At 66.1% G+C, this 26,274-nt stretch carries 24 protein-coding genes; 19 read left to right on the top strand and 5 right to left on the bottom strand.

Going from position 1 to position 26,274, the window contains the following annotated elements:
* Window positions 1-373: 373 nt before the first annotated feature.
* Genes ACO056_RS01960 through ACO056_RS01905 form a run of 12 tightly spaced genes read left to right on the top strand, consistent with a single transcriptional unit; the run spans window position 374 to window position 9,190 of the window.
* Window positions 374-814: an SUF system Fe-S cluster assembly regulator gene (locus tag ACO056_RS01960; RefSeq protein WP_421851048.1), complete on the top strand. Its 441-nt coding sequence runs from the start codon at window positions 374-376 to the stop codon at window positions 812-814.
* Entirely contained in the window at window positions 811-2,298 is a 1,488-nt protein-coding gene (sufB, locus tag ACO056_RS01955; RefSeq protein ID WP_421851045.1) for a Fe-S cluster assembly protein SufB, read from the top strand. The genes ACO056_RS01960 and sufB overlap by 4 nt, the downstream gene beginning before the upstream one ends.
* Entirely contained in the window at window positions 2,295-2,681 is a 387-nt protein-coding gene (locus ACO056_RS01950) for a hypothetical protein (RefSeq protein WP_421851042.1), read from the top strand. The genes sufB and ACO056_RS01950 overlap by 4 nt, the downstream gene beginning before the upstream one ends.
* Window positions 2,678-3,664 (top strand): GNAT family N-acetyltransferase, encoded by a 987-nt coding sequence (locus ACO056_RS01945; RefSeq protein ID WP_421851039.1) that lies wholly within the window; start codon window positions 2,678-2,680, stop codon window positions 3,662-3,664. Before ACO056_RS01950 ends, ACO056_RS01945 begins: the two co-directional genes overlap by 4 nt.
* Entirely contained in the window at window positions 3,661-3,939 is a 279-nt protein-coding gene (locus tag ACO056_RS01940; protein ID WP_421851036.1) for a hypothetical protein, read from the top strand. Before ACO056_RS01945 ends, ACO056_RS01940 begins: the two co-directional genes overlap by 4 nt.
* Complete coding sequence (sufC, locus tag ACO056_RS01935) at window positions 3,939-4,682, top strand: Fe-S cluster assembly ATPase SufC (RefSeq protein WP_421851032.1); 744 nt, start codon at window positions 3,939-3,941, stop codon at window positions 4,680-4,682. The genes ACO056_RS01940 and sufC overlap by 1 nt, the downstream gene beginning before the upstream one ends.
* Entirely contained in the window at window positions 4,679-5,056 is a 378-nt protein-coding gene (locus ACO056_RS01930) for a hypothetical protein (RefSeq protein WP_421851029.1), read from the top strand. Before sufC ends, ACO056_RS01930 begins: the two co-directional genes overlap by 4 nt.
* Window positions 5,049-5,786: a SufD family Fe-S cluster assembly protein gene (locus ACO056_RS01925; RefSeq protein ID WP_421851026.1), complete on the top strand. Its 738-nt coding sequence runs from the start codon at window positions 5,049-5,051 to the stop codon at window positions 5,784-5,786. The genes ACO056_RS01930 and ACO056_RS01925 overlap by 8 nt, the downstream gene beginning before the upstream one ends.
* Entirely contained in the window at window positions 5,783-6,994 is a 1,212-nt protein-coding gene (locus ACO056_RS01920) for a cysteine desulfurase (protein WP_421851023.1), read from the top strand. The genes ACO056_RS01925 and ACO056_RS01920 overlap by 4 nt, the downstream gene beginning before the upstream one ends.
* Complete coding sequence (locus ACO056_RS01915; protein WP_421851020.1) at window positions 6,991-7,458, top strand: SUF system Fe-S cluster assembly protein; 468 nt, start codon at window positions 6,991-6,993, stop codon at window positions 7,456-7,458. The genes ACO056_RS01920 and ACO056_RS01915 overlap by 4 nt, the downstream gene beginning before the upstream one ends.
* Window positions 7,459-7,481: 23 nt before the next feature.
* Window positions 7,482-7,847: a HesB/IscA family protein gene (locus ACO056_RS01910; protein ID WP_421851017.1), complete on the top strand. Its 366-nt coding sequence runs from the start codon at window positions 7,482-7,484 to the stop codon at window positions 7,845-7,847.
* A 5-nt stretch (window positions 7,848-7,852) separates the two neighbouring features.
* Window positions 7,853-9,190 carry an oxygenase MpaB family protein gene (locus ACO056_RS01905; RefSeq protein WP_421851014.1) on the top strand — a complete coding sequence of 446 codons (1,338 nt, stop codon included), beginning with the start codon at window positions 7,853-7,855 and terminating at the stop codon, window positions 9,188-9,190.
* Between the two features lie 331 nt (window positions 9,191-9,521).
* Here the strand turns inward: ACO056_RS01905 and ACO056_RS01900 are convergent, their stop codons facing one another.
* The 4 genes from ACO056_RS01900 to thrS form a co-directional block, all read right to left on the bottom strand.
* Entirely contained in the window at window positions 9,522-9,848 is a 327-nt protein-coding gene (locus tag ACO056_RS01900) for a PilZ domain-containing protein (RefSeq protein WP_421851011.1), read from the bottom strand.
* A 90-nt stretch (window positions 9,849-9,938) separates the two neighbouring features.
* The gene (locus ACO056_RS01895) at window positions 9,939-10,874 is read right to left on the bottom strand and encodes a hypothetical protein (protein ID WP_421851008.1); all 936 of its coding nucleotides are present in this window, start codon (window positions 10,872-10,874) and stop codon (window positions 9,939-9,941) included.
* A gap of 77 nt (window positions 10,875-10,951) precedes the next feature.
* Window positions 10,952-11,653 carry a sulfite exporter TauE/SafE family protein gene (locus ACO056_RS01890; protein WP_421851005.1) on the bottom strand — a complete coding sequence of 234 codons (702 nt, stop codon included), beginning with the start codon at window positions 11,651-11,653 and terminating at the stop codon, window positions 10,952-10,954.
* A 41-nt stretch (window positions 11,654-11,694) separates the two neighbouring features.
* Complete coding sequence (gene thrS / locus ACO056_RS01885) at window positions 11,695-13,689, bottom strand: threonine--tRNA ligase (protein WP_421851002.1); 1,995 nt, start codon at window positions 13,687-13,689, stop codon at window positions 11,695-11,697.
* A gap of 134 nt (window positions 13,690-13,823) precedes the next feature.
* On the opposite strand from thrS, the gene ACO056_RS01880 reads away from it, so the two are divergent.
* The 5 genes from ACO056_RS01880 to ACO056_RS01860 all read left to right on the top strand — a co-directional run bounded on the left by ACO056_RS01880 (window position 13,824) and on the right by ACO056_RS01860 (window position 22,829).
* Window positions 13,824-14,567 carry an alpha/beta fold hydrolase gene (locus ACO056_RS01880; RefSeq protein ID WP_421850999.1) on the top strand — a complete coding sequence of 248 codons (744 nt, stop codon included), beginning with the start codon at window positions 13,824-13,826 and terminating at the stop codon, window positions 14,565-14,567.
* A 10-nt stretch (window positions 14,568-14,577) separates the two neighbouring features.
* On the top strand, window positions 14,578-15,591 hold the full coding sequence (locus ACO056_RS01875) for a tetratricopeptide repeat protein (RefSeq protein ID WP_421850996.1): 1,014 nt from the start codon (window positions 14,578-14,580) through the stop codon (window positions 15,589-15,591).
* A complete protein-coding gene (locus ACO056_RS01870; RefSeq protein ID WP_421850992.1) occupies window positions 15,588-16,601 on the top strand; it encodes an LLM class flavin-dependent oxidoreductase in 1,014 nt (337 codons plus the stop codon). Before ACO056_RS01875 ends, ACO056_RS01870 begins: the two co-directional genes overlap by 4 nt.
* Window positions 16,602-16,781: 180 nt before the next feature.
* Window positions 16,782-21,500, top strand: a complete 4,719-nt coding sequence (locus ACO056_RS01865) for an NAD-glutamate dehydrogenase (protein ID WP_421850989.1) — start codon at window positions 16,782-16,784, stop codon at window positions 21,498-21,500.
* Between the two features lie 90 nt (window positions 21,501-21,590).
* Entirely contained in the window at window positions 21,591-22,829 is a 1,239-nt protein-coding gene (locus tag ACO056_RS01860; RefSeq protein ID WP_421850987.1) for an NAD(P)/FAD-dependent oxidoreductase, read from the top strand.
* Here the strand turns inward: ACO056_RS01860 and queG are convergent.
* On the bottom strand, window positions 22,813-23,880 hold the full coding sequence (gene queG, locus ACO056_RS01855) for a tRNA epoxyqueuosine(34) reductase QueG (protein WP_421850984.1): 1,068 nt from the start codon (window positions 23,878-23,880) through the stop codon (window positions 22,813-22,815). The two genes, ACO056_RS01860 and queG, sit on opposite strands and share 17 nt — an antisense overlap.
* A gap of 46 nt (window positions 23,881-23,926) precedes the next feature.
* Here queG and ACO056_RS01850 point away from each other — a divergent pair, with 46 nt between their 5' ends.
* Both ACO056_RS01850 and ACO056_RS01845 read left to right on the top strand, forming a co-directional pair.
* On the top strand, window positions 23,927-24,949 hold the full coding sequence (locus ACO056_RS01850; RefSeq protein WP_421850981.1) for an ABC transporter ATP-binding protein: 1,023 nt from the start codon (window positions 23,927-23,929) through the stop codon (window positions 24,947-24,949).
* Window positions 24,949-26,181: an ABC transporter permease gene (locus ACO056_RS01845; RefSeq protein ID WP_421850978.1), complete on the top strand. Its 1,233-nt coding sequence runs from the start codon at window positions 24,949-24,951 to the stop codon at window positions 26,179-26,181. Before ACO056_RS01850 ends, ACO056_RS01845 begins: the two co-directional genes overlap by 1 nt.
* Window positions 26,182-26,274: the final 93 nt, after the last annotated feature.

Genomic DNA, 26,274 nt, shown 5'->3' with positions numbered 1-26,274 from the left:
TTGCAACCAGATTGTCAGTTAACCGCCGGTTAAGCCTTGAATTCGTTCGGCTGTGGCCTGCGTGCCACCGATTTTGTCGAATCCGTACAATTCTTTGGGTTTCCGTTGATCTACCAGACTCATGCGACCCGAAGGGCTCGGTGCAGCAATGTATCCGAGTTCTCGACTTCATGGCGGCCGTGCCCTGGCACGGTCGCCTTTTTTTGTGCCTGGCGCGAAGTGCGAAACAGGCGCGGATCGGGGCGGTTCCTGCGCCCGCCCGCATTTTGGGGCATGGCCCATGGCTTGCACTGTGCAGGCTCATCGCCTAGATAACCGGAGCAGATCGGTCCGATTTCATTTCGGGCCGCTTTTTTTCGCAGGAACAGCCGCAATGCGACTTTCAAGCATGGCCGATTATGCCGTGGTGACGATGACCGCCGCCGCGCGTCATTGCGGGCGCCATGCTGCGGGCGGGGCGCGGGTTTCGGCGCAGCAGCTGGCCGATGAGACCGGCCTACCGGTGCCGACGGTGCAGAAGCTCGTCAGCAAGCTGGCCGCCGCGGGGCTGCTCAAGTCGTCGCGCGGGCTGGGCGGCGGGCTCAAGCTGGCACGGCCGGCGGCGGCGATTTCGCTGGCCGATATTGTCGAGGCAGTGGAGGGGCCGATCGCGCTCACCCCCTGCAGCGTCCACGGCCGCCACGATTGCACGCTGGAGGCAGAATGCACGGTGCGTCCGCATTGGCCGATGGTCGATGAAGCGCTGCGCGGCGCGCTCGCCGGCGTTTCGCTGACCCAGCTTTCGCGGCCCGCAGCGGCAGGAGCGGCAGCATGAGCGAGGATACGGGTATCGAGATCAAGGATCAGGCGGCGCGCGATGCAGCGGCGCGGGTGGCGGACTACGAGCATGGCTGGTCTTCCGACATCGAGCAGGAATATGGCCCCAAGGGGCTGTCGGAGGATACCGTCCGCTACATCTCGGCCAAGAAGGAAGAGCCGGAATGGATGCTGGAGTGGCGGCTCAAGGCCTATCGCCACTGGCTGACGATGCCGACGCCGGACTGGGCCAAGCTGAGCATTCCGCCGATCGACTATCAGGAGTCCTATTACTGGGCCGCGCCCAAGGTGAAGCCCAAGCTCGGCAGCCTTGATGAAGTCGATCCCGAGATCCTGCGCATCTACGAAAAGCTCGGCATTCCGCTCGAGGAGCAGAAAGTGCTCGCGGGCGTCGAAGGCGCGCGCAGGGTCGCGGTCGATGCAGTGTTCGACAGCGTTTCGGTGGCGACGACCTTCCGCAAGGAGCTTGAAGCGGCCGGCGTCATCTTCCGCTCGATCAGCGAGGCGATCCGCGAATATCCCGATCTGGTGCGCAAGTGGCTGGGCCGCGTCGTGCCGATGCAGGACAACTACTTCGCAGCACTCAATTGCGCGGTCTTTTCAGACGGTACCTTCGTCTACATCCCGGAGGGTGTGCGCTGTCCGATGGAGCTGAGCACCTATTTCCGCATCAACGCGGAGAACACCGGCCAGTTCGAGCGCACCCTGATCGTCGCCGACAAGGGGGCCTATGTTTCCTATCTTGAAGGCTGCACCGCCCCGCAGCGCGACGAGAACCAGCTTCACGCTGCCGTGGTCGAGCTCGTCGCGCTCGACGATGCCGAGATCAAGTATTCGACCGTGCAGAACTGGTATCCCGGCGATGCCGACGGCAAGGGCGGCATCTACAACTTCGTGACCAAGCGCGCGCTGTGCCAGGGCGCGCGGAGCAAGGTTTCCTGGACGCAGGTGGAAACGGGATCGGCGATCACGTGGAAGTATCCAAGCTGCGTGCTCAACGGCGAAGGCTCGGTCGGCGAGTTCTATTCGGTGGCGGTGACCAACAATCACCAGCAGGCCGATACCGGCACCAAGATGATCCACAACGGGAAGAACACCCGCTCGACCATCGTGTCGAAGGGGATCAGCGCGGGCCATTCGAACAACACCTATCGCGGCCTCGTGCGTGTGGCTCCGCAGGCCGAGGGCGTGCGCAACTTCACCCAGTGCGACAGTTTGCTGCTGGGCGCGGACTGCGGTGCGCATACCGTGCCCTATATCGAGGTGCGCAACCCTTCGGCGACGATCGAGCACGAGGCGACCACCAGCAAGATTTCGGACGACCAGCTGTTCTACGCGATGCAGCGCGGCCTTGCGCAGGAAGATGCCATCGCGCTGATCGTGAACGGTTTTGCCCGCGAAGTGCTGCAGCAGCTGCCGATGGAGTTTGCCGTCGAAGCGCAGAAGCTCCTCGGCATCAGTCTTGAAGGGTCGGTCGGATGATCCTGTCCATGCTACTGCTGAGCGGCTTGCAGATACCCGATTCGGCACCCGCGCTCGAAGCTGTGAAGACCTGCAGCCGTTCCGAAATTCACAAGATGATCAGCAGCGAACCGCATCGGCGCACGGAATTTGCTGCCGCCGCCTATGCCGAACAGCGTGCTATCGCGCGCGATCGGGCCGCGCTGCTTGCTGGGCCAACGGGTGATCCCGGCGCAGGCACGCCCGCCGGGCAGGCGAGCACCGCGAACGCGTTGAGCCAGCTCGATGCGCGGCAGAAGCAGCTTGACGATGCCCGCGCCGTCGAAACGTCGTGGCGGCAGCTGTTCGACGAAATGCGCGCGGATTTCCTCGCCAATTGCAATGGCAGGAAGGACTCCCAATGACGCTGACACTCACTGTGCGCCAGGCGGGAGCGGACGATGCTGCCGAGCTGGCGGACCTGCTCAACGCCGTGATCGCGGCGGGCGGGACGACCGCGCTGCAGCAGCCCTTCACGCCCGCGGCGCTGGACGCTGCCTATCTCACCGGCCCAAATGTCCACTGCTGCTTCGTGGCGGAGGACGAGGACGGTACGCTGCTCGGCTTCCAGACACTGGGGCGCTATCCCGGCCTGCCCGAAGACGTCGGCGATATCGGCACTTTCGCGCGTATCGGCGGAACGCAGCGCGGGATCGGCTCGGCACTGTTTGCCGCGACGGCCAGCCGCGCGGCCGAACTGGGCCTCAGCGCGATCAACGCAACGATCCGCGGCGATAACACGGGCGGCCTCGCGTTCTACATCAAGCAGGGGTTCATCGATCACGGCGTGACCCCGGGCGTGCCGCTTGCGGACGGCACTCCGGTGGACCGTGTGCACAAGCGTTTTGCCCTGCCGGCACTCGCTTCGGCGGAGGAAGCTCCGGCCAAGCCCAAGCTTTCGCTGCGTATCGGCGGAGATGATGCGCCGACGCTGCAGAAGAAGGGGCGCGGCTGGGCGATTTCCGAATCGCGGCTCGATGTCCTGCACGAGCGCGCGCGCGAGATGCGCCGCAATCCGAGCGATGCACAGGAAGCGCTGGCCGATGCGCTGACCCGCGTCGAAACCGGCGGCTACAGCTTCAAGCGGCAGGCGGTGATCGGCTCGGCGATTGTCGATTTCGCCTGCAAGCAGCTGATGCTGGTCGTCGAGATCGATGGCGATGCCGATGCGGCCTTCACCGCCGCGCGCGACAAGAGCCTGACCGAAGTGGGCTACCGGGTGGAGCGCATTGCCGCCGCCGCCGTGCTCGCCGATCCTGCAGCCGCAGCGCAGCACGTCTCCGATGCGATGCGCGCTAGCCATTCCGAACGGCGAGCACGTACTCGACCACGAGGAGGAAGGCGATGACATCAGAAGATGCTGCGTATTTCGCCAAAACAATGACAGACATCCAGCGACGGGTCATTGAACTGTGTGGCAAGTCGAGAACGTCTGGCTACACTGGGCTAGCTGAAAAGCTCAGTGTTTCTTACGCCGGGGCGCAACAGGTTGGACACTTCCTGCAAGCAGCAAACCTAGCGACCATTAAGTTGCTACGACCCGGGTACAATGGCTCCGGCATATTCCTCAATGATCGCGGCGAGTTAGTAAAACAAGCTGTGCTGAAGCTTGGAAAAAAGTGATGCTCATAATCAACAACCTCTCCGCCACCGTTGCCGACAAGCCCATCCTCAAAGGCCTGTCGCTCACGATCAACGCGGGCGAAATCCACGCCATCATGGGCCCCAACGGCGCGGGCAAATCGACGCTCGGCTACACGCTGGGCGGCCGTCCGGGCTATGCAGTGACCGGCGGCTCGGTCGAGTTCGACGGACAGGACTTGCTCGCGCTCGAACCGCACGAGCGTGCGGCGGCGGGGCTGTTCCTTGGCTTCCAGTATCCGGTCGAGATCCCCGGCGTTTCCAATCTGCAGTTCCTGCGCGAGGCGCTCAATGCTCAGCGCAAGGTGCATGGCGAAGAGCCGCTTTCGGGTGCGGCCTTCATCAAGCTCGCCAAGGAGCAGGCGGGGCTGCTGCGCTTCGACATGGACATGCTCAAGCGTCCGGTGAACGTGGGCTTTTCGGGCGGCGAGAAGAAGCGCGCCGAGATGGTGCAGATGGGCATTCTCGCGCCCAAGCTGGCGATTCTGGACGAGACCGACAGCGGCCTCGACATCGATGCGCTGCGCATTTGCGGCGAGGGCATCAATGCGATCATGCGCAAGCCCGACAAGGCCGTGCTGCTGATCACGCATTACCAGCGCTTGCTCGATTACGTGAAGCCGGACTTCGTCCATGTGCTCGCGGGCGGGCGGATTGTGAAGTCGGGCGGGCCAGAGCTTGCGCATCAGCTGGAAAACGAAGGCTACGAGGCAGTCGCGGCATGAGCCTGCTGCTCGCCCTTGCCATGGCGGCAGAGCCTGCCGCGCCGGCTGCGCCGCCAGCTGCGATGCCGGCGGCGTTCCTCGGCGAATGGGCGCCCACTTCGGGGGCCTGCGGAGACAAGTATGCGCGCCGGATCGTGACGGCCTCGATGAACACCGAGGGCGACTATTGGGGCGTGGTCAAGGTGGTCGAAACGCTGGGCGATCGGCACATCCTGGTGCGCGAGAGCGATGACGATTTCGGCGTGGCGCTGACTGCGGATTATGTGCTCAGCCCGGATAGCCGCATGCTGGTGCTTCACGTGCTTGAGCGCAATGGCGCCAAGGTTTCGGAAGCTGCGATCCCGATGGTGCGCTGCGAGGTGGCCCGTGGCTAGTCTCGCCCCTCTGCCTACAAAAAGAGACGAGGCCTATCGCTACGCCGATCTGGCAGCACTCGCTCCCCTTTGGCCGCTGGCCTTGCAGGAAATCCGCGTTGCCGCCGGTACGAGCGATGCGCTGGCGATCACCGCGCGCAGCGATGCGGCTGAGGCGCGCGAACTCCTCATCACGCTGGAAGACGGCGCGAGCTTCGACCTTCGCGTGCTGAATGCCGGTCAGGCTTATGGCCGGATCGCCGTTACCGCCGTGCTGGGCCGGGGCGCCTCGTTTCACTTCGGCGCGGCGCAGCTGGGCGGCGGAGCGCAGACGCTGGAAATCGTGACCGAGGTGCGCCATCTCCAGCCTGATGCGGTGAGCCGGCAGGTCGTCCGCTCGGTGCTCGGCGGGCAGGCGACGGGCACCTATCTCGGCAAGGTCCATGTCGCGCGCGGGGCAATCGGCACCGATGGCGAGCAATCGATCCGCGCGATGCTGCTCGAACGCACGGCAACCGCCAATGCGCGGCCTGAACTCGAAATCTACGCCGACGATGTGAAGTGCGCGCATGGCTGCGCCGTCGGTGAACTGGACCCGCAGGGCCTGTTCTATCTGCAATCGCGCGGGCTGCCGCCTGCGGAGGCCAAGAAGCTGATGCTGCATGCCTTCATCGCCGAAGCCTTCGTCGGAGCCCCGGATGCCGAGGCGCTGACCGAAGCAGCGCTGGATGCGCTGGAGGGCTTGCTATGAGCACGGACACTCTCGCCCGCCTCGATGAATGGCCCGGCCTCGTCAATGCCGATGGCAAGCGCTGGCACTACCTCGATACTGCCGCCACCGCGCAGAAACCCCTGAGCGTGATCGACGCCATGGTGCGCGCGATGGGTGCGGATTATGCGACGGTGCACCGGGGGGTCTATACCCGCTCGGCCGAGATGACGCTGGCTTACGAGGCGGCGCGGCGCACTGTTGCGGCGCTGATTGGCGGGCGCGAGGATGAAGTGGTCTTCACCCGCGGCGCGACCGAAGCGATCAATCTGGTGGCGCAGACCTGGGGCGTGAGCAATCTGAAGCCGGGCGACCGCGTGCTGCTCTCGCAGCTGGAGCACCACTCCAACATCGTGCCTTGGCAGCTGATCCGCGAGCGGACCGGCCTCGAAATCGACGTCTGCCCGCTGACCGCAGACGGGCATATCGATCTCGACGCGGCAGAGCGGATGCTCACCTCGGCGCACAAGCTGGTGGCGTTTGCGCATGTGTCGAACGTGCTCGGCTCGGTGCTCGATGCGCCGCGCGCGGTGGCACTGGCGCACGGCGTTGGCGCGAAGATCCTGCTCGACGGCTGCCAGGCTGCGGCGCGCCTGCCGGTCGATGTCGCGGCGTTGGGCTGCGATTTCTACGTGTTCTCCGCGCACAAGCTCTACGGACCGACCGGGATCGGCGCGCTCTGGGCCCGCAAGGACCTGCTCGATGCCATGCCGCCATGGCAGGGCGGCGGCTCGATGATCGACCGCGTGACATTCGCGGAGACGACCTGGGCGCCCGCGCCGCAGCGCTTCGAGGCGGGCACGCCGGCCATTGTCGAGGCGATTGCCTTTGGCGCGGCGGCGGATTTCCTCACCGGGGCGGGGCTCGCTACGATCCATGCGCATGAAGCGCGGCTTGTCGCACTGGCGCGCGCCGAACTCGGGCGGCTCAATGCCGTGCGGCTGTTCGGACCGGCGGACAGCGCCGGGATCGTCAGCTTCGCGCTCGAAGGCGTGCACCCGCACGATCTCGGCACGATCCTCGATGAGGAGAACGTGGCGATCCGCGCAGGGCATCACTGCGCACAGCCGCTGATGGAGCATCTCGGCGTTCCGGCGACGGCGCGCGCGAGTTTCGGGATTTACAGTGACGAAAGCGATGTTGCGGCGCTGGTGCGCGGCATCGAGCGGACCTTAAGGATATTCGGATGAACCGGATCGAAATCGAGGAAGTCGAAGGCGTCGAGCCGCCGCGCCGTGCGCGCGTCGAGGAGGCAGTTGAATCTCCCGCCGAGAAGCTGGAGCGCAAGCGCGACTATCTGGAGGGCTTCCTTGCGGAGAAGCCCACCGAAGCCGCGCCGGGCGAGCCAGGGGGCGACATCTACGAGGGCGTGGTTGCCGCGCTGAAGGAGATTTTCGATCCGGAAATCCCGGTCAATATCTATGACCTGGGGCTGATCTACGGGGTGGACGTAAGCGCCGAAGGTTCGGTCGTGGTGTCGATGACGCTGACCACGCCGAATTGTCCGGTGGCCGAATCGATGCCCGCCGAAGTCGAGCTGCGTGTCGAAGCGGTGCCCGGCGTGCGCGATGCCGAGGTCAATCTGGTGTGGGATCCGGCCTGGGACCCGCAGAAGATGAGCGATGAAGCCAAGCTTGAGCTAGGAATGCTTTGAGCGCTACCCATATAGGTGAAGCCATGACCACCGAAGCCCCCACCCGCATCCGCCAGCGCCCTGCCGCAGTGATCCTCACCCCCTCGGCCGAGGCGCGGATCGCCAAGCTCATGGCAAGCGCGCCGGAAGGGGCGATCGGCGTCAAGCTGTCCACCCCGCGCCGGGGCTGCTCGGGCCTTGCCTATTCGGTGGACTATGTCGAAGCAGCCAATCCGATGGACGAGCGGATCGAGACACCGGGCGGCACCTTCTTCATCGACGGAGGCTCTGTGCTCTATCTGATCGGCAGTACGATGGACTGGCAGGAGGATGATTTCACCGCTGGCTTCGTGTTCGAGAACCCCAATGCCAAGGGCTCCTGCGGCTGCGGGGAAAGCTTCACGGTCTGATCGGAGTGCCCACACCCATCGCCGAGCTGCGCGCGCGGATCGCGGCGCAGCGCACCGAAAATCCGGCGATGTATGGTGCAGTCGATTTCTCCATCCAGCCCGAGCGGCTGCTGCTGGATGGCGACATTGCGGGCAGCGAATTGCGCACCTATCCCCAGGTTGCCGCCACGCTGCTCGAAAACCGCGAACTGATGGAGCGGATCTCAGCTTATACCCTGATGGGCGATGCCGTGGCCGATCCCTATGCCGCGCTGATGGCGGAATACGGCTTCAAGCGGCTGGTCGATATGCTGGTTGAGGCCTGCGACAGGGGGCTCGACAAAGTGGAGGGCGCGCCGGCTGAGCTGGTCACCTTCATCCGTTCGATGGAAGCCACGCCCGCATGGGTTGATATGCGCTTGGTCGAAGAAGGCGCGCGGCTTCAGCGCGTGTCCTTCGCCAATGTCGCGCCCTGGGCGATCCGCGGGGCCTTCATCGCGACGTTCATGAACAAGTACGCAGCGCTGCCCATGGCGCTGACGGGCACGCTTTCCAACAAGACCGCCGCGCGGCGGATCAAGGAAACCGCGACATTCTTCGGCACCTCGCTGCTGCCCGGCGCGCTCGCGCGGTTCGGCCCCGGCTTCAAGGCGGCGGCGATGGTGCGGCTGATGCACTCGATGGTGCGCTTCAATGTGCTCTCGAACGGCAAATGGGACCAAAAGGTCTACGGCATTCCGATACCGCAAGTGGATCAGATGCCCGCCGGCCTCATCTCGGACTTCCTCATTTCGTCCAAGGTGCTGCGCGAGGGCCGCAGCGACTTCACCCCTGAAGAGCGCGCGCAGATCGAGCTTTCGCGCTACCGCTGCTTCCTGCTCGGTCTGCCCGAGGATCTTCTGGCGCAGACGCCCCAAGGCATCGTCGATGCGTGGAATGCCCGCGCGCTCTCGCTGCGCGCCGGTTTTGACGAGGCGACCTGCGGCGGGCTCTTGCGCGCGACGCTGGAAGCCGACCTGATCGAAACCGCCACCCCGCAAGGCCAGGTGCGCGCCCGGCTCGAACGATCGTTTGCAAAAGTCTATTTCATGCAGAACTTCTGCAACGGCAGCGAGACGGCAGCGGCGCGCTTCGGGGTGAAAATCCGCGCGATCGACAGGATGCGCGCGGCGGCGGTCGGTATCGGTCTGATGGGCCAGATGCGCTTTTATGGGGTTGCGGCGAAAACACCGGTGGTGCGGCATCTCGCGGACCAGCGTCTGGTCGGCAAAGTGCGCGGCTACCTCGGCAGCCTTGGCCATGCCGAATTCACGACGGATGCCGCGAAGTACAAGCCGGCGAAGGGGATCAAGCCGGCGGCTTGAAGTTTAGCGGGCGCATCTCCTCGCAACCTTCGCGGGGTTGACGAAAGAAATCGGGAAGAGCGCAGTTAGGGTCAGGACCTATTAACCGCGCCTTCGAGGCGCTGGAATTGCGAACATATCAGGCGGAAATTCACGCCGGGAAGGCTGGTTGCCTTTCCAAGTGAATTTCCGTCTGAGATGGAAGCCATTCCAGCGTCCCGCAGGGATTTGACCAAAATGGCCCATTGCTTCGTCAGGAAGCCTTGAAATATTGACATATTCCTGCGGCTTCCTTCCTAGCACTGAGCCATTTTGCCTCAAACCTCGAAGGCGCGGTTAATAGGTCCTGACCCTAGAGCCTGCGCAAACGGATTGGCACAGGTTCCGCCAGCAACGCATCGACCTCGCGCGAGCCGAGCGGCCTTGCAAACTCGACACCGAGCCGCGCCCGGTCCGACCAGCGGATGATCGCGCGGGTGACGACGCTGCCGAAATCGATCTCGAGGAACTGGCCGTTGGCACCGTCGGTCAGATCGTTGCTCTCGATCTGGCAGCCATAGCGCGAGATATCGTAGATGCGCTGGACGCGGTTTCCGGCCCTCTCGCCCGCGCGCGTACGCTGGACGCGGCGGTTGTCGACCGCGTCTTCTTGCGACAGCATTCTGGCCGGAATGTGCATAGACGTCCCCTTGCGATAGGCCCGCTTATGCAGGAGCGCAGGTAAACGCTTCCTGTGGTGGCAATGGCTAATTTCGCATGAAGGGCTGCTTCACCCTTCGGCAAGAAATGCCAGCAGCGCCGCTTCCAGCGGGTCGGTCTGGCCGTCCGCACCGATCTTGCCATCGAGCCACGATTGCTCGGGCGATGTGACTACCGCCTCGGCCTCGGCTTCGCCGGCAAAGTCGCGCGCAGGAGCGCCGGCAAGCATGTCGTGCGCGGCCGAGCGCAAGTCCTTCGCGCCAGTCCGGCTCATGCGGCTGAAGAAGGCACCGAAGCTGCTCGAGGTATCGCTCATGAAGCCATCGAGTTCGGCCGCGCGCTCGCGGGTGATCGCGCGGCCGCCGCTCCAGCCCTGCAGGTAATTGCCGACGCCTTGCACGAAAAGGCGCTGCCATTCGGGCGCGTTGGGCTGCCCAAGCGTCGCGTCCTTGACGCGAAACAGCATCTCGGCTTCGCGCTGGCTCACGGCAGCGGGGCGATCACCGCCGCTCGCGAAGATCGCGCGGCGCAGCAGCTTGCATTCGGCTTCGGTGATCGAACCGGCGCTGAGCATGCCGCCGTCACGCGTCGGTCCCTCGCCGGTGAGGACTGCGCGTTCGATCTGGGCGAGCGCGTAGTCCTTGAGGCGATCCGGTGTGCCGAGCGCCTTTTCGAGCACGCGGACGAGGAGTTCGAGTTCGGCGGCCGAATCGAGGCGCCCATCATGATCGAGCCGCGCGATCAGCCAATCGGCGGTGTCATCCGCGACATAGCCCTTGGGCTGGGTGCCATTCAGCACGTATTCGCCCACCGCTTCGACAAGGAAGTCGACCCATTCGGGGCCCTTGGCGGAGACGACTTCGTTGATCGCGAGAATCGCCTCGGCTTCGGTCTGGTCGATCCGGCCATCGGGCCACGCGGTGCGGCGCATGGCCAGCACCTCATCGACAGAAATCGCGCCATCGGCAGCGGCCTGGCGAGCAAGCTCGGGGAAATTGATCGTCATTGCGCAGTCCGTCCGCTTGTCTGGTGGTGGACACCTATGGACCGGAGAGGGTTTATTTGGCGTTACCCATAGGCCGATCAGCCAAGCAGGCGGACCACTGCCATCAACGCCGACATCGCGAGCAGCAAGGCGACAAACCCGCGCCACAGCGTATCGCTGACTTTCCCGAAGGCGAGCGAGCCGAGGTGATTGCCGATCAGCACCGGTCCGAACAGCAGCAGCGCGAACAGCGCATCGCGCCACGAGGCGAGCCGCAGCACGAGGGCTGCCGTGGTGCTGGCGGCGGACGTGAGCAGGAACACCGTGAGCATCGAAGCGCGCGCCACTTCGCGCGGGATCGGGCGGCGCAAGTAGTAGGGCACGACTGGCGGGCCGGGCATGCCGGCAAATCCGGTGAGGAGCCCGGTGGCGGCACCGGTCAGCCCGGTTTCGAGCTTGCCGGGTGCGTGGCCGGGCTTGGCCGGAAGCATGACCATCACGAAAGCGCCGATCGCGACGACCGCGATCAGGACACGCGCGACCGCGGGCGGTGTTGCGAAGAGCGCAAGCAGGCCCAGCGGCGTCAGCACCATCGCAAGGCCGCCAATGACTCCAGCGCTCTTCTCGCCCACGTTCCACACCTTGCGCGCGCCGACGAGGCCGATCAGCAGGCCGAGCATGTTGGAGACGACCACCGCCTCACCCGGTCGGATGACGAGCGCGATCAGCGGCACGAGCAGGATCGCCATGCCGAAGCCCGCCAGACCGCGCACGAAGGCCGCGACAAACGCCGCCAGCACGCAAAGTGCGAGCGACAGCAGTGGCAGATCGAGCGACGCGATCAGGTCTTGAGGTCCGGCGGGGTCGCTTCGGCCTTAAGCATCGCAATGGCTTCCGCCAGCGGCACGACTTTCTGATGCTGTTCACCCAGCGTGCGGATCGCGACGGTGCCTTCCTCCGCCTCACGCTTGCCGATCACCAGCAGGTAGGGGACCTTCTGCAAGGAATGTTCGCGCACCTTGTAGTTGATCTTCTCGTTGCGCAGGTCGGTCTCGGTGCGGATCCCGGCGGCGCGCAGCGCGGCGGTGGCTTCGAGGGCATAGTCGTCGGCATCGGAGACGATGGTGGCGACCACGGCCTGCACCGGGGCGAGCCATGCGGGCAGGCGGCCGGCGAAGTGTTCGATCAGGATGCCGATGAAGCGTTCATAGGAGCCGAAGATCGCGCGGTGGAGCATGACCGGGCGGTGCTTCTCACCATCTTCGCCGACATAGGCAGCGTCGAGCCGTTCGGGCAGCACCCGGTCAGACTGGATCGTGCCGACTTGCCAGGTGCGGCCGATTGCGTCAGTCAGGTGCCATTCGAGCTTGGGCGCATAGAACGCGCCTTCGCCGGGGAGTTCTTCCCAGCCGTATTCCGGCGTGGCAAGCCCGGCTTCGACTACGGCATGGCGCAGTTCGTTCTCGGCCTTGTCCCACATCTCTTCGGTGCCGAAACGCTTTTCGGGGCGGAGCGCGAGCTTGATCGAATAGGTAAAGCCGAAGTCCTTGTAGATCCGGTCCGCCAGTTCGCAGAAGGCGCGCACTTCGGAGACGATCTGGTCCTCGCGGCAGAAGATATGCGCGTCGTCCTGCGTGAACTGGCGCACGCGCATCAGGCCATGGAGCGCGCCGTGCGGCTCGTTGCGGTGGCAGCAGCCGTTTTCATAAAGCCGCAGCGGAAGCTCGCGGTACGACTTGAGCCCCTGCCGGAAGATCAGCACGTGCGCCGGGCAGTTCATCGGCTTCAGCGCCATCCACTCGGCATCGTTCGAAACGATCGGACCCTCGTCCTCGGTGTTCGGCACTTCGTCGGGGATGACGAACATGTTCTCGCGGTACTTGCCCCAGTGGCCGGACTGCTCCCATTGGCGCGCGTCCATCACCTGCGGGGTCTTGACCTCGCGGTAGCCCGCACCATCGATGGCGCGGCGCATATAGGCCTCAAGCTCGCGCCAGATGCGGTAGCCCTTGGGGTGCCAGAACACCGAGCCATGTGCCTCGGCCTGGAGGTGGAACAAGTCCATCTCCTGACCAAGCTTGCGGTGATCGCGCTTGGCCGCTTCTTCCAGACGCGTAAGGTGCGCATCAAGCTGCTTCTTGTTGAGCCAGCCAGTGCCATAGATGCGGCTGAGCATGGCGTTCGCCTGGTCACCGCGCCAGTAGGCGCCCGAAACGCGCGTCAGCTTGAACGCGGCAGGATCGAGCTTGCCGGTGGAGGCGAGGTGGGGGCCCCGGCACATGTCGAGCCAATCATCGCCCGACCAGTAGACCGTCAGCTCCTCGTTCTCGGGAAGTTCGGCAGCCCATTCGGCCTTGAAGCTTTCGCCCTGCTGCTTCCAGCGGCTGATCAGCTGCTCACGGCTCCAGACCTCGCGGCGGAGCGGTTTGTCCGCCGCGATGATCTTGCGCATCGCTTCCTCGATGGCCGGCAGGTCGTCCTCGGTGAAGGCGCGGTCTTTCGGCGCGAAGTCGTAGTAAAAGCCGTCGTCCGTGCTCGGGCCGAAGGTGATCTGCGTGCCGGGAAACAGCGCCTGCACCGCCTCGGCCAGCACGTGGGCATAATCGTGGCGGACAAGCTCGAGCGCATCGGCTTCATCCCGCGTGGTGACGAGCGCGAGCGCGGCATCGCCCTCGAAGGGCCGCGTGATGTCGAACAGCTCACCGTCCACGCGCGCGCCGATTGCGGCCTTGGCAAGGCCCGGGCCGATCGCGGCGGCAATGTCCGCCGGAGTGGTGCCGGGCGCGACTTCACGCACGGAACCGTCGGGCAGGGTGATCTTGAACATTTCGGACATGGACGCTCTCGCTGATAATCAGGGGCGCTTTGACAGAAACCGGCCTCCGCCGGAAGGGGGCAGAAACCGGCGCGCTTTCGGCAGAAGCGATTGTGACCGTTTGACCGGAGCGCGCGCGGTGGCACAAGGGCGGCATGATCCAGCACTTCACGCTGCCTTCGGGCGAACGCATGGCCTACCGTTTCCTGCCGGGACCCAAGTCTGAGCCGGGCCCTGTCATCGTGTTTCTGCCCGGCTACATGTCCGATATGAGCGGGGGCAAGGCGCAGGCGGTGCTGAGGTACGCCGAGGCACGAGGGCGGGCCTGCCTGCTGCTTGACTATACCGGCCTCGGGCAAAGCGAAGGCGCATTTGCCGAAAAGTCGCTCCCGCTGTGGCGCGAAGAAGTGATCGCGTTGCTCGATATGCTCGGGATCGAACGCGTGATCCTGGTGGGTTCGAGCATGGGCGGCTGGCTGATGCTGCTGCTGGCCGAGGCGCTGGGTGGCCGTGTGGCAGCGCTCGTCGGCCTCGCGCCCGCGCCCGATTTCACCGAGTGGGGCTTCGATACGGCGCAGAAGGCCGTGTTTGCGCGCGGTGAGACGGTCTACGAAGACAATCCCTATGGCCCTGAGCCGACGCCGACTTACGCAAAGTTCTGGGCGGCGGGGATGGAATGCCTGCTGCTCGCGCGCGGGGTGGCCTTCGATGGCCCGGTGCGGCTGATCCACGGGCAGGCCGACCGCGATGTGCCGTGGGACATTTCGATCAGGCTCGCGGCGGCGCTGCGTTCAGCCGATGTGCAGGTCCACCTGATCAAGGACGGGGACCACCGCCTCTCGCGCCCGGCCGATATTGCCGTGCTGCTTGGCCAGCTGGACGCGCTGAGCGAGGCTTGAAGGATCTCTGATGCTAATCCTGCTCCCTGCCCTGATTGCCGCCCAGGCCCCGCTGATGGCCGATGTCTGGCATCAGATCGGCCCCAACCCGCACCCGTTCGAAGCCTCGCCGCTGCCGATCCCGCGCCGCAAGCACGAGACGGAAGTGCCGCCGCCCGCGCCGGGGGCGATCCAGCCCGCAACCCAAAGCGCGAACCCGGCTGCCGCACCGGCGCGCCCTGCCACTTCGCGCTACGCCAGGTGCCTTGCCGCCGGGCGGGAGAACCCGTCTGCGGCGATCACGGCGGCCCGCACGTGGCTTTCCGAAACGCCCGCTTCCCCCGCCAATCCGGAACGCGGCGCGGCGGCGCAGTGCCTGGGGCAATTGCTGGCCGATAGCGGCGATTATGCCGCAGCGGAGACCGCCTTTGCCGAAAGCGCGGCGCAAGTTTCCGCGACCGACATTGCCGCGCGCGCCGCGCTGCAGGCGATGGCGGGGAACGCGGCGCTCGCCGGCGGCAAGGCTGATGACGCGCTCGCCTGGTTCGACAAGGCGCTTGCCGATCCGCCATCAAAGGCGCCCACTGCCGAGGAGAACGCCAGCCGCGGCGCAGTGCAGATCGACCGCTCGCGCGCGCTCGTCGCACAAAACCGCCTGCCCGAAGCAAGCGGCGCGCTGGAAGAAGCGCACCGCCTGGCGCCGAACGATCCTGAAGGCTGGCTGCTTTCCGCCACGCTCGCGCGGCGCGGCAAGGATCTCGACCGGGCGCAGCGCGATATCGAAGTTGCCGCCAGCCTTGCCGCGCATGGCGATCCGCTCGGCGCGCCGATCGGGCTCGAAGCCGGCGTGATCGCCATGCTCTCGGGCCGCGAGGATGCTGCGCGCAAATCGTGGGACTCGGTCGTCGCGCTGGCGCCGGACAGCCCCGAGGCAGCCACCGCCAAGGGCTACCTTGACCAGCTTGGACCAGCACCTACATCATCTTCGGCACCAGCACCGGCAGCATCTCCTGCCCCTGCCGCTCCACCGGAGACTTCACGATGAGTCTGGCTAACCTCAAGCTGTCCGTCCTCGATCTCGTGCCTGTGCGCGAAGGCGGCACGGTGGGCGAAGCGCTGGCCGAGGCGGCTGCGCTGGCCCGCACGGCGGAAGAACTGGGCTACAACCGCTTCTGGGTGGCCGAGCATCACGGCATGGAAGGCATTGCAGGAGCAGCGGTCTCGGTCGTGCTCGCGCATATCGGCAATGCCACCAGCCGGATCCGCCTGGGCGCAGGCGGGATCATGCTGCCCAACCACAACCCGCTGGTGATCGCCGAGCAGTTCGGCGCGCTCGATGCGCTGTTTCCGGGGCGGATCGACCTCGGGCTCGGCCGCGCGCCGGGTGCGGACCAGCGCATCCTGCGCGCGCTCCACAAGGACATTCATCAGGCGGCGGAAAGCTTCCCCAACGACGTGGTCGAAATTCAGCTGCACTTCGCGGGCGATCCGCGCCTGCCGCTGCAGGCGACGCCGGGGCTTGGCGCCAATCCGGAGATGTGGATCCTCGGCTCCAGCCTGTTCGGCGCACAGCTCGCAGGCATGCTGGGGCTGCCCTATGCCTTTGCTTCGCACTTCGCGCCCGATCATCTCGATGCGGCGCTGAAGCTCTACCGGGAGCGCTTCCAGCCTTCGGAGCGGCTCGCCGCACCATATGTGATGGCTGCGATCAACGTGATTGCCGCCGATACCGACGATGAAGCGGTGCTGCTGGCCTCCTCGATGGACCAGTCCTTCGTTCGGCTGCGCACCGGTTCGCCGGGCAAGCTGCCGCCGCCAGTGCCGGGTTACCGTGAAAGCCTGCAACCGGCCTCGCTCGGCATGCTTGATCATATGCGGCAGGTGAGCGCGATCGGTAGCGTGAAGACGGTGCGCGAGCGGATCGCGGCATTTCAGGCGCGGACGGGTGCTGACGAGCTGATCGTCTCGGGCTCCACCTTCGATCCGGCGCTGCGCCACCGCAGTCTTGCCCTGACGATGGAGGCCCTGAAGGCGGACGTGGCTATCGCGGCATGATGGCCTATCCGGCCTGAACGTTAAGCTTCGTCCCGCTTGCCTCTGCGCCGATGCCGGAGTAGGCTTCGCATGATTAGTTCATGAGCGTGACATAAAATTACGCGCTCATAACGACAAGATGGTGCGCCTCCCCCGGATTGCTCCCGGGCGGAGTGACAGTGCCGGGATGCAGGAGCGACCATGGCTACGAAGACCGCCGACACCGGCGCCGATGCGATTCTGTCGCAGGCGCTTGCTACACGCTTTGCGGCCTCGCTGCTGCCTGCAGAAGCGGCCGAGTTCGAGGCGGAGCGGCTGGCCGGCGCGGCGCGCTTCACGCTGACGGCCGCTGGCAAGCGCACCGGTTCCGAACCCGCCATCGCCATCGAAAGCATTGGCGGGCAAGCGGGAGCAGCTGGCGGGGCGCGCTATCTGCGCATCGCGGTCATCAATGATGACATGCCCTTCCTTGTCGATTCGATCGCGGCTGCGATTTCGGCGCAGGGGCTGGCGATTGACCGGCTCGTTCACCCCGTGGTTGCGGTGCGGCGCGATCCCGAAGGCAATCTCCTTGGCCTGCCCGAAGGCGATGCCGTGGGCGAGCGGCGCGAATCGATGGTCTATCTCGAGACCGAGCGCGTCGATGCACGCGAACGCCGCGAACTGCTCGCCGCGCTCAAGGCCACCTTGTCGGACGTCCACGCTGCTGTCGCCGATTGGCCGCGTATGCAGGCCGCGATGCAGGAAGATGCGCGCACGCTCCCCGATCAGGAAGGCGCCGCGCTGCTGCGCTGGCTGGCGGACGGAATGCTCACCCAGCTCGGCCACGTGGTGCAGCACCGTGACGGCACGGCGGGCGAGGCGCTCGGCATCTGCCGCGCCAGCGATGTGCCGCTGCTCGCGAGGGCGAGCTACGACCGCGCCTTCACGTGGTTCGACCGGCTGGGCGAGCGCGGTTCAGAAGCTCCGCGGGCACCGCTGATCGTCAAGGCCAACCGCATCGCGCGGGTGCACCGGCGCGTACCGCTCGATCTGTTCATCGTGCCGGTGATGGAAGGCGGCAGGGTCGTCTCGCTTTCGGTCCACGCAGGCGTGTGGACCAGTGCCGCGCTGGCCGCCACACCGGACCGGATCCCGCGCATGCGCAGCCAACTCGAAGCGCTGACGCTGAAGTTCGGTTTCGCCCCCAACGGCCACGCCGGCAAGGCGCTGACGCATGCGCTGACCGCGTTGCCGCACGATCTCCTCATCAGCTTTGACGAAGCCGATCTCGAACGCGTCGCCACGACGATGATGAGCCTGATCGACCGGCCCCGGCCGCGCCTCGCGCTGGTTGCCGCGCCGCTCGCGCGCCACTTGTTCGCGTTCGTCTGGCTGCCGCGCGACGTGCAGTCGACCGAGTTGCGCCACCGCGTCCAGGCCATGCTGGAGCAATCCACCGATGCGCCGATCCTCGATTGGAGCCTGTCGGTCGAGGGCAGCACCCTCGCGCTCATGCGCTTCGTGATCGATATCCGCGATGGCGCCGCTGTGCCCGATGAGGCGGCGCTCGATGCCGCGCTGCAAGCCATGGTGCGCGGCTGGGGCGCGGCGGTGGAAGCCGAACTTGCCAAGGGCGAAGACCCCGCGCGCGCCGCTGCAATTGCCGCGCGCTATGCCGATGCCTTCCCCATCGGCTACCGCAGCGCCTATGGCCCGGCGGAAGCGGCGGGCGACATTCGCGTGCTGCGCGCATTGACGCAGACCGATGCGCCGCGCCGCGCGGTGCGGCTCCACCGCTTGCCCGGCGAGGAAGGCCTGCGCCTCAAGCTCTACCAGCGCGAAGGCGCCATCGTCCTGTCGGATGCGGTGCCGGTGCTGGAAAACTTCGGCTTCCGTGTACTTGAGGAAGCGCCGACCGCGCTCGACAAGGGGCGGCTGGGCTTCATCCATGATTTCCTTGTCGCGCTGCCCGAAGGGATCGAGGGCGAGGCGCTGCTCGCGCGCGGCGAGACAATCGAGGAATCGCTCGCAGCTGTGCTCAACGGCGGGGCGGAGGACGACCTGTTCAACCGCCTCATCGTGACGGCCGGGCTCACCGCGCGCGGCGCGAACTGGATGCGCGCATGGTATCGCTATTTGCGCCAGGCCGGGATGACGTTCTCGATCGCCACTGCGGTCGAGGCGCTGCGCAGCGCGCCTACGGTGACGCGCGGCCTTATCGGCCTGTTCCTCGCCCGCCACGATCCGGCCTTCGCGGAGGACCGCGCCGAAGCTGAAACGCGCTTTGCAGAGCAAATCCGCACAGGCCTTGCCGGTGTGGCCGCGATCAACGACGACCGCCTGCTGCGCCAGTTCCGCGCGCTGGCCGAGGCGATCCTGCGCACCAATGCGTTCAGTCCGGCAGCCGCCGAAGCGCTCGCGTTCAAGATCGATTCCGCGCTGGTCCCGGGCCTGCCGCGTCCCGTGCCGTGGCGCGAGATCTTCGTCTACAGCCCCCGCGTCGAGGGCATTCATTTGCGCGCCGGGCCTGTCGCGCGCGGCGGCCTGCGCTGGTCTGACCGGCGTGACGATTTCCGCACCGAAGTGCTCGGCCTGATGAAGGCGCAGCGGGTGAAGAACGCGGTGATCGTGCCGACGGGCGCGAAAGGCGGCTTCTATCCCAAGCAGCTCCCCGATCCTGTCCGCGCGCGCGAGGCGTGGCTCGCCGAAGGCCGCGCGAGCTATGAAGCGTTCATTCGCACGCTGCTTTCAGTGACGGACAACATCGTCGGCGGCGAAGTGGTGCATCCGGCAGGCGTGATTATCCGCGACGGCGATGACCCCTATTTCGTTGTCGCCGCAGACAAGGGCACCGCCACCTTTTCCGACATTGCCAATGCCATTGCCGAGGCCGAAGGCTTCTGGCTCGACGATGCTTTCGCGAGCGGCGGCTCAAAGGGCTATGACCACAAGGCCATGGGCATCACCGCGCGCGGCGCGTGGCTCTCGGTGCAGCGCCACTTCCGCGAACTGGGCGTCGATGTGCAGACGCAGCCGATCACCGTCGCAGGCTGCGGCGATATGTCGGGCGACGTGTTCGGCAATGGCATGCTGCTGTCGAAGGCATTGAAGGTCGTCGCGGCCTTCGATCACCGCCATATCTTCCTCGATCCCGATCCCGATCCGGCGGCAAGCTGGGCCGAGCGGTCGCGCATGTTCGCGCTGCCTCGCTCAAGCTGGGACGATTACGACAAGTCGCTGATCTCCAACGGCGGGGGGGTTTTCCCGCGCGCGATGAAGCAGATCCCGCTGACGGACGAAGTGCGCGCGCTGCTCGGCATCGGGGCGGCAGAGCTTGATCCCGAAGCGCTGATCACCGCGATCCTCAAGGCGCCGGTCGATCTCCTCTGGTTTGGCGGCATCGGCACTTACGTGAAGGCGTCCACCGAAAACAACGTCGCGGTGGGCGATCCTGCCAACGATGCTTTGCGCATCAACGGCGCGGAAGTGCGTGCGCGGGTGATCGGCGAAGGCGCCAATCTCGGCACCACGCAGGCCGGGCGCATCGAATATGCGCTGATCGGCGCGCGCGGGCGCGGCGGGCGGATCAACACCGATTTCATCGACAATTCGGCGGGCGTCGATTGCTCGGACAACGAGGTCAACATCAAGATCGCGCTCGCCTCGGCCAAGCGCGCCGGACGACTGGACGAGCCGGGGCGTGTCGCCTTGCTCACCGCGATGACCGACGATGTCGCGCATCTCGTGCTGGAGGACAACCGCCTGCAGGCCCTCGCGCTGTCCATCGCCGAACGGGGCGGTCCGGGCGCGGCGCCGGCTTATGCGCGGCTGGTCGATGTGCTGGAGGAAGGCGGCGATCTTGATCGCAAGACCGAAGGCCTCGCCAGTAGCGAAGACATGCTGCGCCGCGCGGCGGGTGGTCACGGCTTCACCCGGCCCGAACTCGCCGTGCTGCTTTCGAGCGCCAAGCTGGTACTCCAGCGCGCGCTCGAGGAAAGCCCGGTGGTCGATGATCCGGTGCTGGAAGCTGATCTCTTCGCCGCGTTCCCACCGCAAATGCGGGAAACCTTCGCCGAGGATATCCGCCATCACCGCCTGCGCCGCGAACTGATCGCGACCAAGCTCGCCAACCGGATCGTCAACGATCTCGGGCCCGTCCATCCCTTCGAGCTGGTCGAGGAAGAGGGCTGCAGCCTTGCGCAAGTGGCGGCGGCCTTCGTGGTGGCGGCGCAGCTGCTTGATCTCAAGGGCATCTGGGCCCTGCTCGATGGACCCGATGGCGATGGCATGGCCGAACAGGCGCGGCTCTCGCTCTACGCCCGCGTTGCTGAAGTGCTGCGCGGCCATATCGCCGACGTCCTGCGGGCCGGGCGCGGCTCGCTCGAACCGGGCAAGCTGATCGCCGAGCTGACCCCTGGCGTCTCGCAGCTGGCGGTCTCCACCGGCGAACTGCTGCAGGGTGAAGCCGCAGTGCAGGCACGCCGCCTGCTTACCGAACTGACCGATGCCGGCGCGCCGCCATCCGTGGCGCAGCGCATTGCACATCTCGTCGATATGGACGGCGCCATCGGTCTTGCCCACCTTGCCGCTGCGCGCGGGATCGATCCGGCGGCGCTGACGGCGGCCTTCTCCGCGCTCGGTGCGGCGCTGGGGCTCGATTGGGCGCAGCAGGCAGCCAGCCGGATGAACCCCTCCGATCCGTGGGAGCGCCTGCTCGTCGCGGGCCTTGCGCGCGATTTCCAGCAGATGCGCCTCGATTTCCTCGCCCGCGCCGCCGGGCAAGATCCGGGGGCGGCGGTGGCCCAGTGGCTGGAAGCGCACGCCGCTCCGGTGCGTAATTTCCGTGCGCTGACCGGCCGGGCGCAGGCGACGACGGGGGGTGCGCCGGCCATGCTGGCGCAGCTTGCAAGCCAGGCGCGGACCTTGCTGGCCCGGTAGTCCGCTGGGCCAGGGCGGACAATCTGCGTTCGAACAGTTGACGTACCGCGACTTTTCGCCAAATCCGCGCGCACGAAAAGGAGTGCGGGCATGAGCGAGACGGATCTGGCAGCTGATGTGGTGATTGTCGGCGCAGGCCATGGCGGTGCGCAGGCGGGAATCGCGCTGCGGCAGAACGGCTTTGCCGGCACGATCCTGGTCGTGGGTCGCGAGCCCGAGCTGCCTTACGAGCGGCCGCCGCTGTCCAAGGAATACCTTGCGCGCGACAAGACGTTTGATCGCATCATGATCCGCCCAGAGGCGTTCTGGGCGGACAAGGCCGTCACCATGCTGCTCTCAACCGAGGTGACCGCGCTCGATGCGGCGGCGCATGTCGCAACGCTCGGCGATGGCCGCAAGCTGGGCTATGGCCACCTCATCTGGGCCGCGGGCGGCGATCCGCGCAAGCTGTCATGCGCCGGGGCCGATCTCGCGGGCGTCCATGCCGTCCGCACGCGAGAGGATGTCGACCGGCTGATGGGTGAGCTCGATGCAGGCGCGCGCCGCGCAGTCGTGATCGGCGGCGGCTATATCGGGCTCGAAGCCGCTGCGGTACTGACCAAGCTCGATTGCCATGTGACGCTGCTCGAAGCGCTGCCGCGCGTGCTGGCGCGCGTGGCGGGCGAAGCGCTTTCCGCGTTCTACGAAGCCGATCACCGCGCGCACGGCGTGGACTTGCGCACCGGCGTCCTGGTCGATTGCCTGGTGGGCGAAGCGGGCAAGGTGACCGGCGTAAAGCTCGCCGATGGGTCAATCCTGCCCGCCGATCTGGTGATCGTGGGCATCGGCATCATCCCTTGCGTGGAGCCGCTGCGCGCTGCGGGCGCGGAAGGGACGAATGGCGTCACTGTCGATGCGCAGTGCCGCACCTCGCTCCCTGATATCTATGCGATCGGGGACTGCGCGGCACACGCCAATGCCTTTGCGGATGGCGCGGTGATCCGCCTCGAATCGGTGCAGAACGCCAACGACATGGCCACCGTTGCGGCCAAGACGATCTGCGGGGTGGAGGCCACCTACCACGCGGTGCCGTGGTTCTGGTCGAACCAGTATGATCTCAAGCTCCAGACCGTCGGGCTTTCCACCGGGCACGATGCTGTCGTCACGCGCGGTAGTCCGGCCACGCGCAGCTTTTCGGTGATCTATCTGAAGGCGGGCAAAGTCGTCGCGCTCGATTGCGTCAACATGATCAAGGACTATGTCCAGGGCCGCAAACTGGTCGAATCCGGCGCGGTGATCGCGCCCGAGCGGCTGGCGGACGCGGGCACGCCGCTCAAGGAACTGGTATAGCTTCCACTAAGCGGTCCAGTGCCCAGCTGGCGGCATCGGCCACCGCGGGATCGGGATCACCCAGCAAGCGCTGCACCGCGCGCATCAGCGCCGCATCGCCGCTGTTGCCCGCCGCGTAGAGGCAATTGCGCACGAACCTGTCGCGCCCGATCCGCTTGATCGGCGATCCGGCGAAGAGCGCACGGAAGGCTGCGTCATCCAGCGCGAGCAGTTCGGCGAGGCGCGGCGCGGCCAGTTCGGCGCGGGGCAGGAAGGCCTTGTTGGTCGCTGCCGTGCTGGCAAAGCTGTTCCACGGACAGACCGCAAGGCAATCGTCGCAGCCATAGATGCGGTTGCCGAGTGCTGCGCGGAACTCGTGCGGAATCGGCCCCTTGTGCTCGATCGTGAGGTAGGAAATGCAGCGCCGCGCATCGAGCCGGTAAGGCGCGGGGAAGGCATCGGTTGGGCAGGCGCGCTGGCAGGCGGTGCAGCTGCCGCAGCGGTCCGCATGCGGCGCATCGGGCTCCAGCACCAGCGTGGTGTAGATCGCGCCAAGGAACAGCCAAGAACCGTGGCTGCGGCTGACAAGATTGGTGTGCTTGCCTTGCCAGCCAATCCCCGCCGCCTCGCCCAGGGGCTTTTCCATGACCGGCGCGGTATCGACGAAGACCTTGACCTCGGCCCCCGGCACTTCAGCCACCAGCCAGCGCGCAAGCGCTTTCAGCGCGCGCTTCACCACATCGTGATAGTCCGCCCCTTGCGCATAAACCGATATGCGCGCGCGGTCCCTTGCCTCGGCCAATGCCAGCGGATCGGCGGCCGGAGCATAGCTCGTGCCCAGCGCGATCACGCTTTGCGCTGCGGGCCACAGCGATTGCGGGCCGCGCCGGTGCTCGAGGCGGGTTTCCATCCACTCCATCGAGCCGTGGTTGCCCGCCGCCAGCCACTCTTCGAGCCGTCCTGCGCGCACGGGGTCATCGGCGGCAGGCGCAATTCCGCAGGCCGCGAAACCCAGCCGCGCGGCTTCCTCCTTGATCCGCTGGGCGAGAGTGGTTTCCGCGCCGTTAACCAAACTTGCTGCCCCCCTCGTTCATGCCTTACGGTTAACGGCAGATCCCATGAAGATCGAACCCTTTGCCTCCTTTACCGGGACGCCCGTGCTGGACAACGTGCCTTCTGTCGAACTCGCTATCGAGGCGCGCGGCCTTGTGAAGCGCTTCGACGGCTTCACCGCAGTCGATGGTGTGGACATTTCAGTGCCGCGCGGCGCGATTTACGGCATCCTTGGCCCCAATGGCGCGGGCAAGACGACGACGCTGCGCATGCTGCTGGGCATCATCGATCCCGATTCGGGCTATCGCCGCGTGCTTGGCCATGAACGCCCGACCGAAGTCGCCCGCCGCATCGGCTATCTGCCCGAAGAGCGCGGGCTTTACCCCGCCATGAAGGCGACGGAGGCCATCGCATTCCTCGCCGCGCTGCGCGGCGTGCCGCTGGCGGAAGGCCGCCGCCGTGGCCGCGATCTCCTCGAGCAGCATGGCCTCGGCTATGCCGCCGATCGCCAGATCCGCCAGCTGTCCAAGGGTATGGCGCAGCAAGTCCAGCTGCTTGGCACGCTGGTGCACGAGCCCGATCTGGTGGTGTTCGATGAGCCGTTCTCGGGCCTCGACGCGCTCAACCAGGGCAAGCTCGAGCGGATGATCCGCAGCCTCGCCGAACGCGGGACGACGGTGATTTTCTCCACCCACGTGATCGCGCATGCCGAGCGGCTGTGCGATCAGATCGCAATCATCGCCGGGGGCAAGGTGCCCTTTGCCGGGCCTGTAGACGCCGCGCGTGATCGCCTCCGCCCGCAAGTCCGCCTCGAAACCCGCGTGCAGGATGGCCTGTGGCGCGCTGCGCTTCCCGCAGATGCGCGGCACGAGGGCCGGTTCTGGTACTTTACTCTGCCCGAAAGCGGGGTCGAGCCGCTGCTGCGTGCGCTGATCGAAGGCGACGCCGGTATCCTGAGCCTCTCGATCGAGCGGCCGGGCCTGCACGATGCATTCGTGTCCATTGCCGGCGAGGCGGCTGCCCGCGCGCTGGAGGAATCCGCGCTGGAAGCGGCTGAAAAAGCCAACGAGAAGAAGGGTCGCCGCTGATGCTCCGCAACCATTTTGCCGCCGCCTGGGTGATCATGCGCCGCGATTTCTGTGCGGTGATCTTCTCCAAGACCTTCATCTTTTTCCTCATCGGCCCGCTGTTCCCGGTGTTCATCGGTGCGATGGCCGGAGCGATCGGCGCGCAAGTCTCGCGCGATATCGACAACCCGGTGATCGGCGTCGCGATGCCTGCACATCAGGGCGATTCGCTGGTGGCCGCGCGCAACGGCCTTGCGTCCAAGATGTCGGGCTTCGTGCCCGAATACACCGTGCTGGCGCGGCTCGCGCCGGGCGAGAAGTTCGATGCGCGCACAGTGCTTGCCAGCAAAGGCGTGAAGGGTGCGCCGCAGCTCGCGGCCGTCATCACCGGCAGCCTCGACAAGCCGGTGCTTACCGCCACTTCCGAACGCGTCGATCAGTGGCGCGGCCAGGTCGCGCTGATTGCGGCCGAAGCCGGGTCTGCCGCCCCGCGGACTTATCCTGCAGTCGCCGAAGACAAGATCGCCACGACCGCGGCGAAGCAACATGTCGACCTCGCCGTGACGGCGCAGGCGGGCCAGGTCTTGCTGTTCCTGCTGACGATGTTGCTCGCTGGCATGGTGCTGTCCAACCTCGTCGAGGAAAAGGCCAACAAGATCATCGAAGTGCTGGCCGCGTCGATCCCGATGGACGCGCTGTTCCTCGGCAAGCTGTTCGCCATGCTCGCGGTCAGCCTTGTCGGCATTGCGGTGTGGGGTTCGGTCTACGGCGTGCTGATCGTGATGGGCATGAAATCGGTGCCGTTCCTTGCGACGCCGGCAGTGGGCTGGCCGCTGTTCTGCGTGCTCGGCTTCCTCTATTTCGCGATGGCCTATCTGCTGCTCGGCTCACTGTTCCTTTCGATCGGGGGCATGGCGACCACGGTGCGCGAAGTGCAGACGCTTTCGATGCCGGTCACGATGATGCAGCTCATGGTGTTCTTCTTCGCCAGCTATGCGCTGGCCCGCCCGGGCACATGGATCGAAACGGTGAGTCAGGTCTTCCCGGTGAGCTCGCCCTTCGCGATGCTGGCGCAGGCGGCGCAATCGCCGGTGCTCTGGCCGCATCTGATCGCGCTCGTCTACCAGGCGGTCTGGGTCGGCGTGATCATCCGCGTGGGGGCGCAGCTGTTCCGCCGGACGGTGATGAAATCGGGCCCGGCGCGGGGGCGTCGGGGCTGGTTCCGCCGCCCGGCGGTCACTGCTGTCCGCTGAGATGGATTCCCGCGCGATAGCTTATTGACAGTCGTGTAGGTTGCAAGGATAGTATCCACCGCTTGAAGGACGGTGCGCGCGCACGGGCCGTCC

It is taken from the genome of Novosphingobium sp., assembly GCF_965228995.1.
Taxonomy (GTDB): Bacteria; Pseudomonadota; Alphaproteobacteria; order Sphingomonadales; family Sphingomonadaceae; genus Novosphingobium.
The sequence above is the reverse complement of the archived record's forward strand: the minus strand, read 5'-3'. Positions and strand labels throughout refer to the sequence as shown.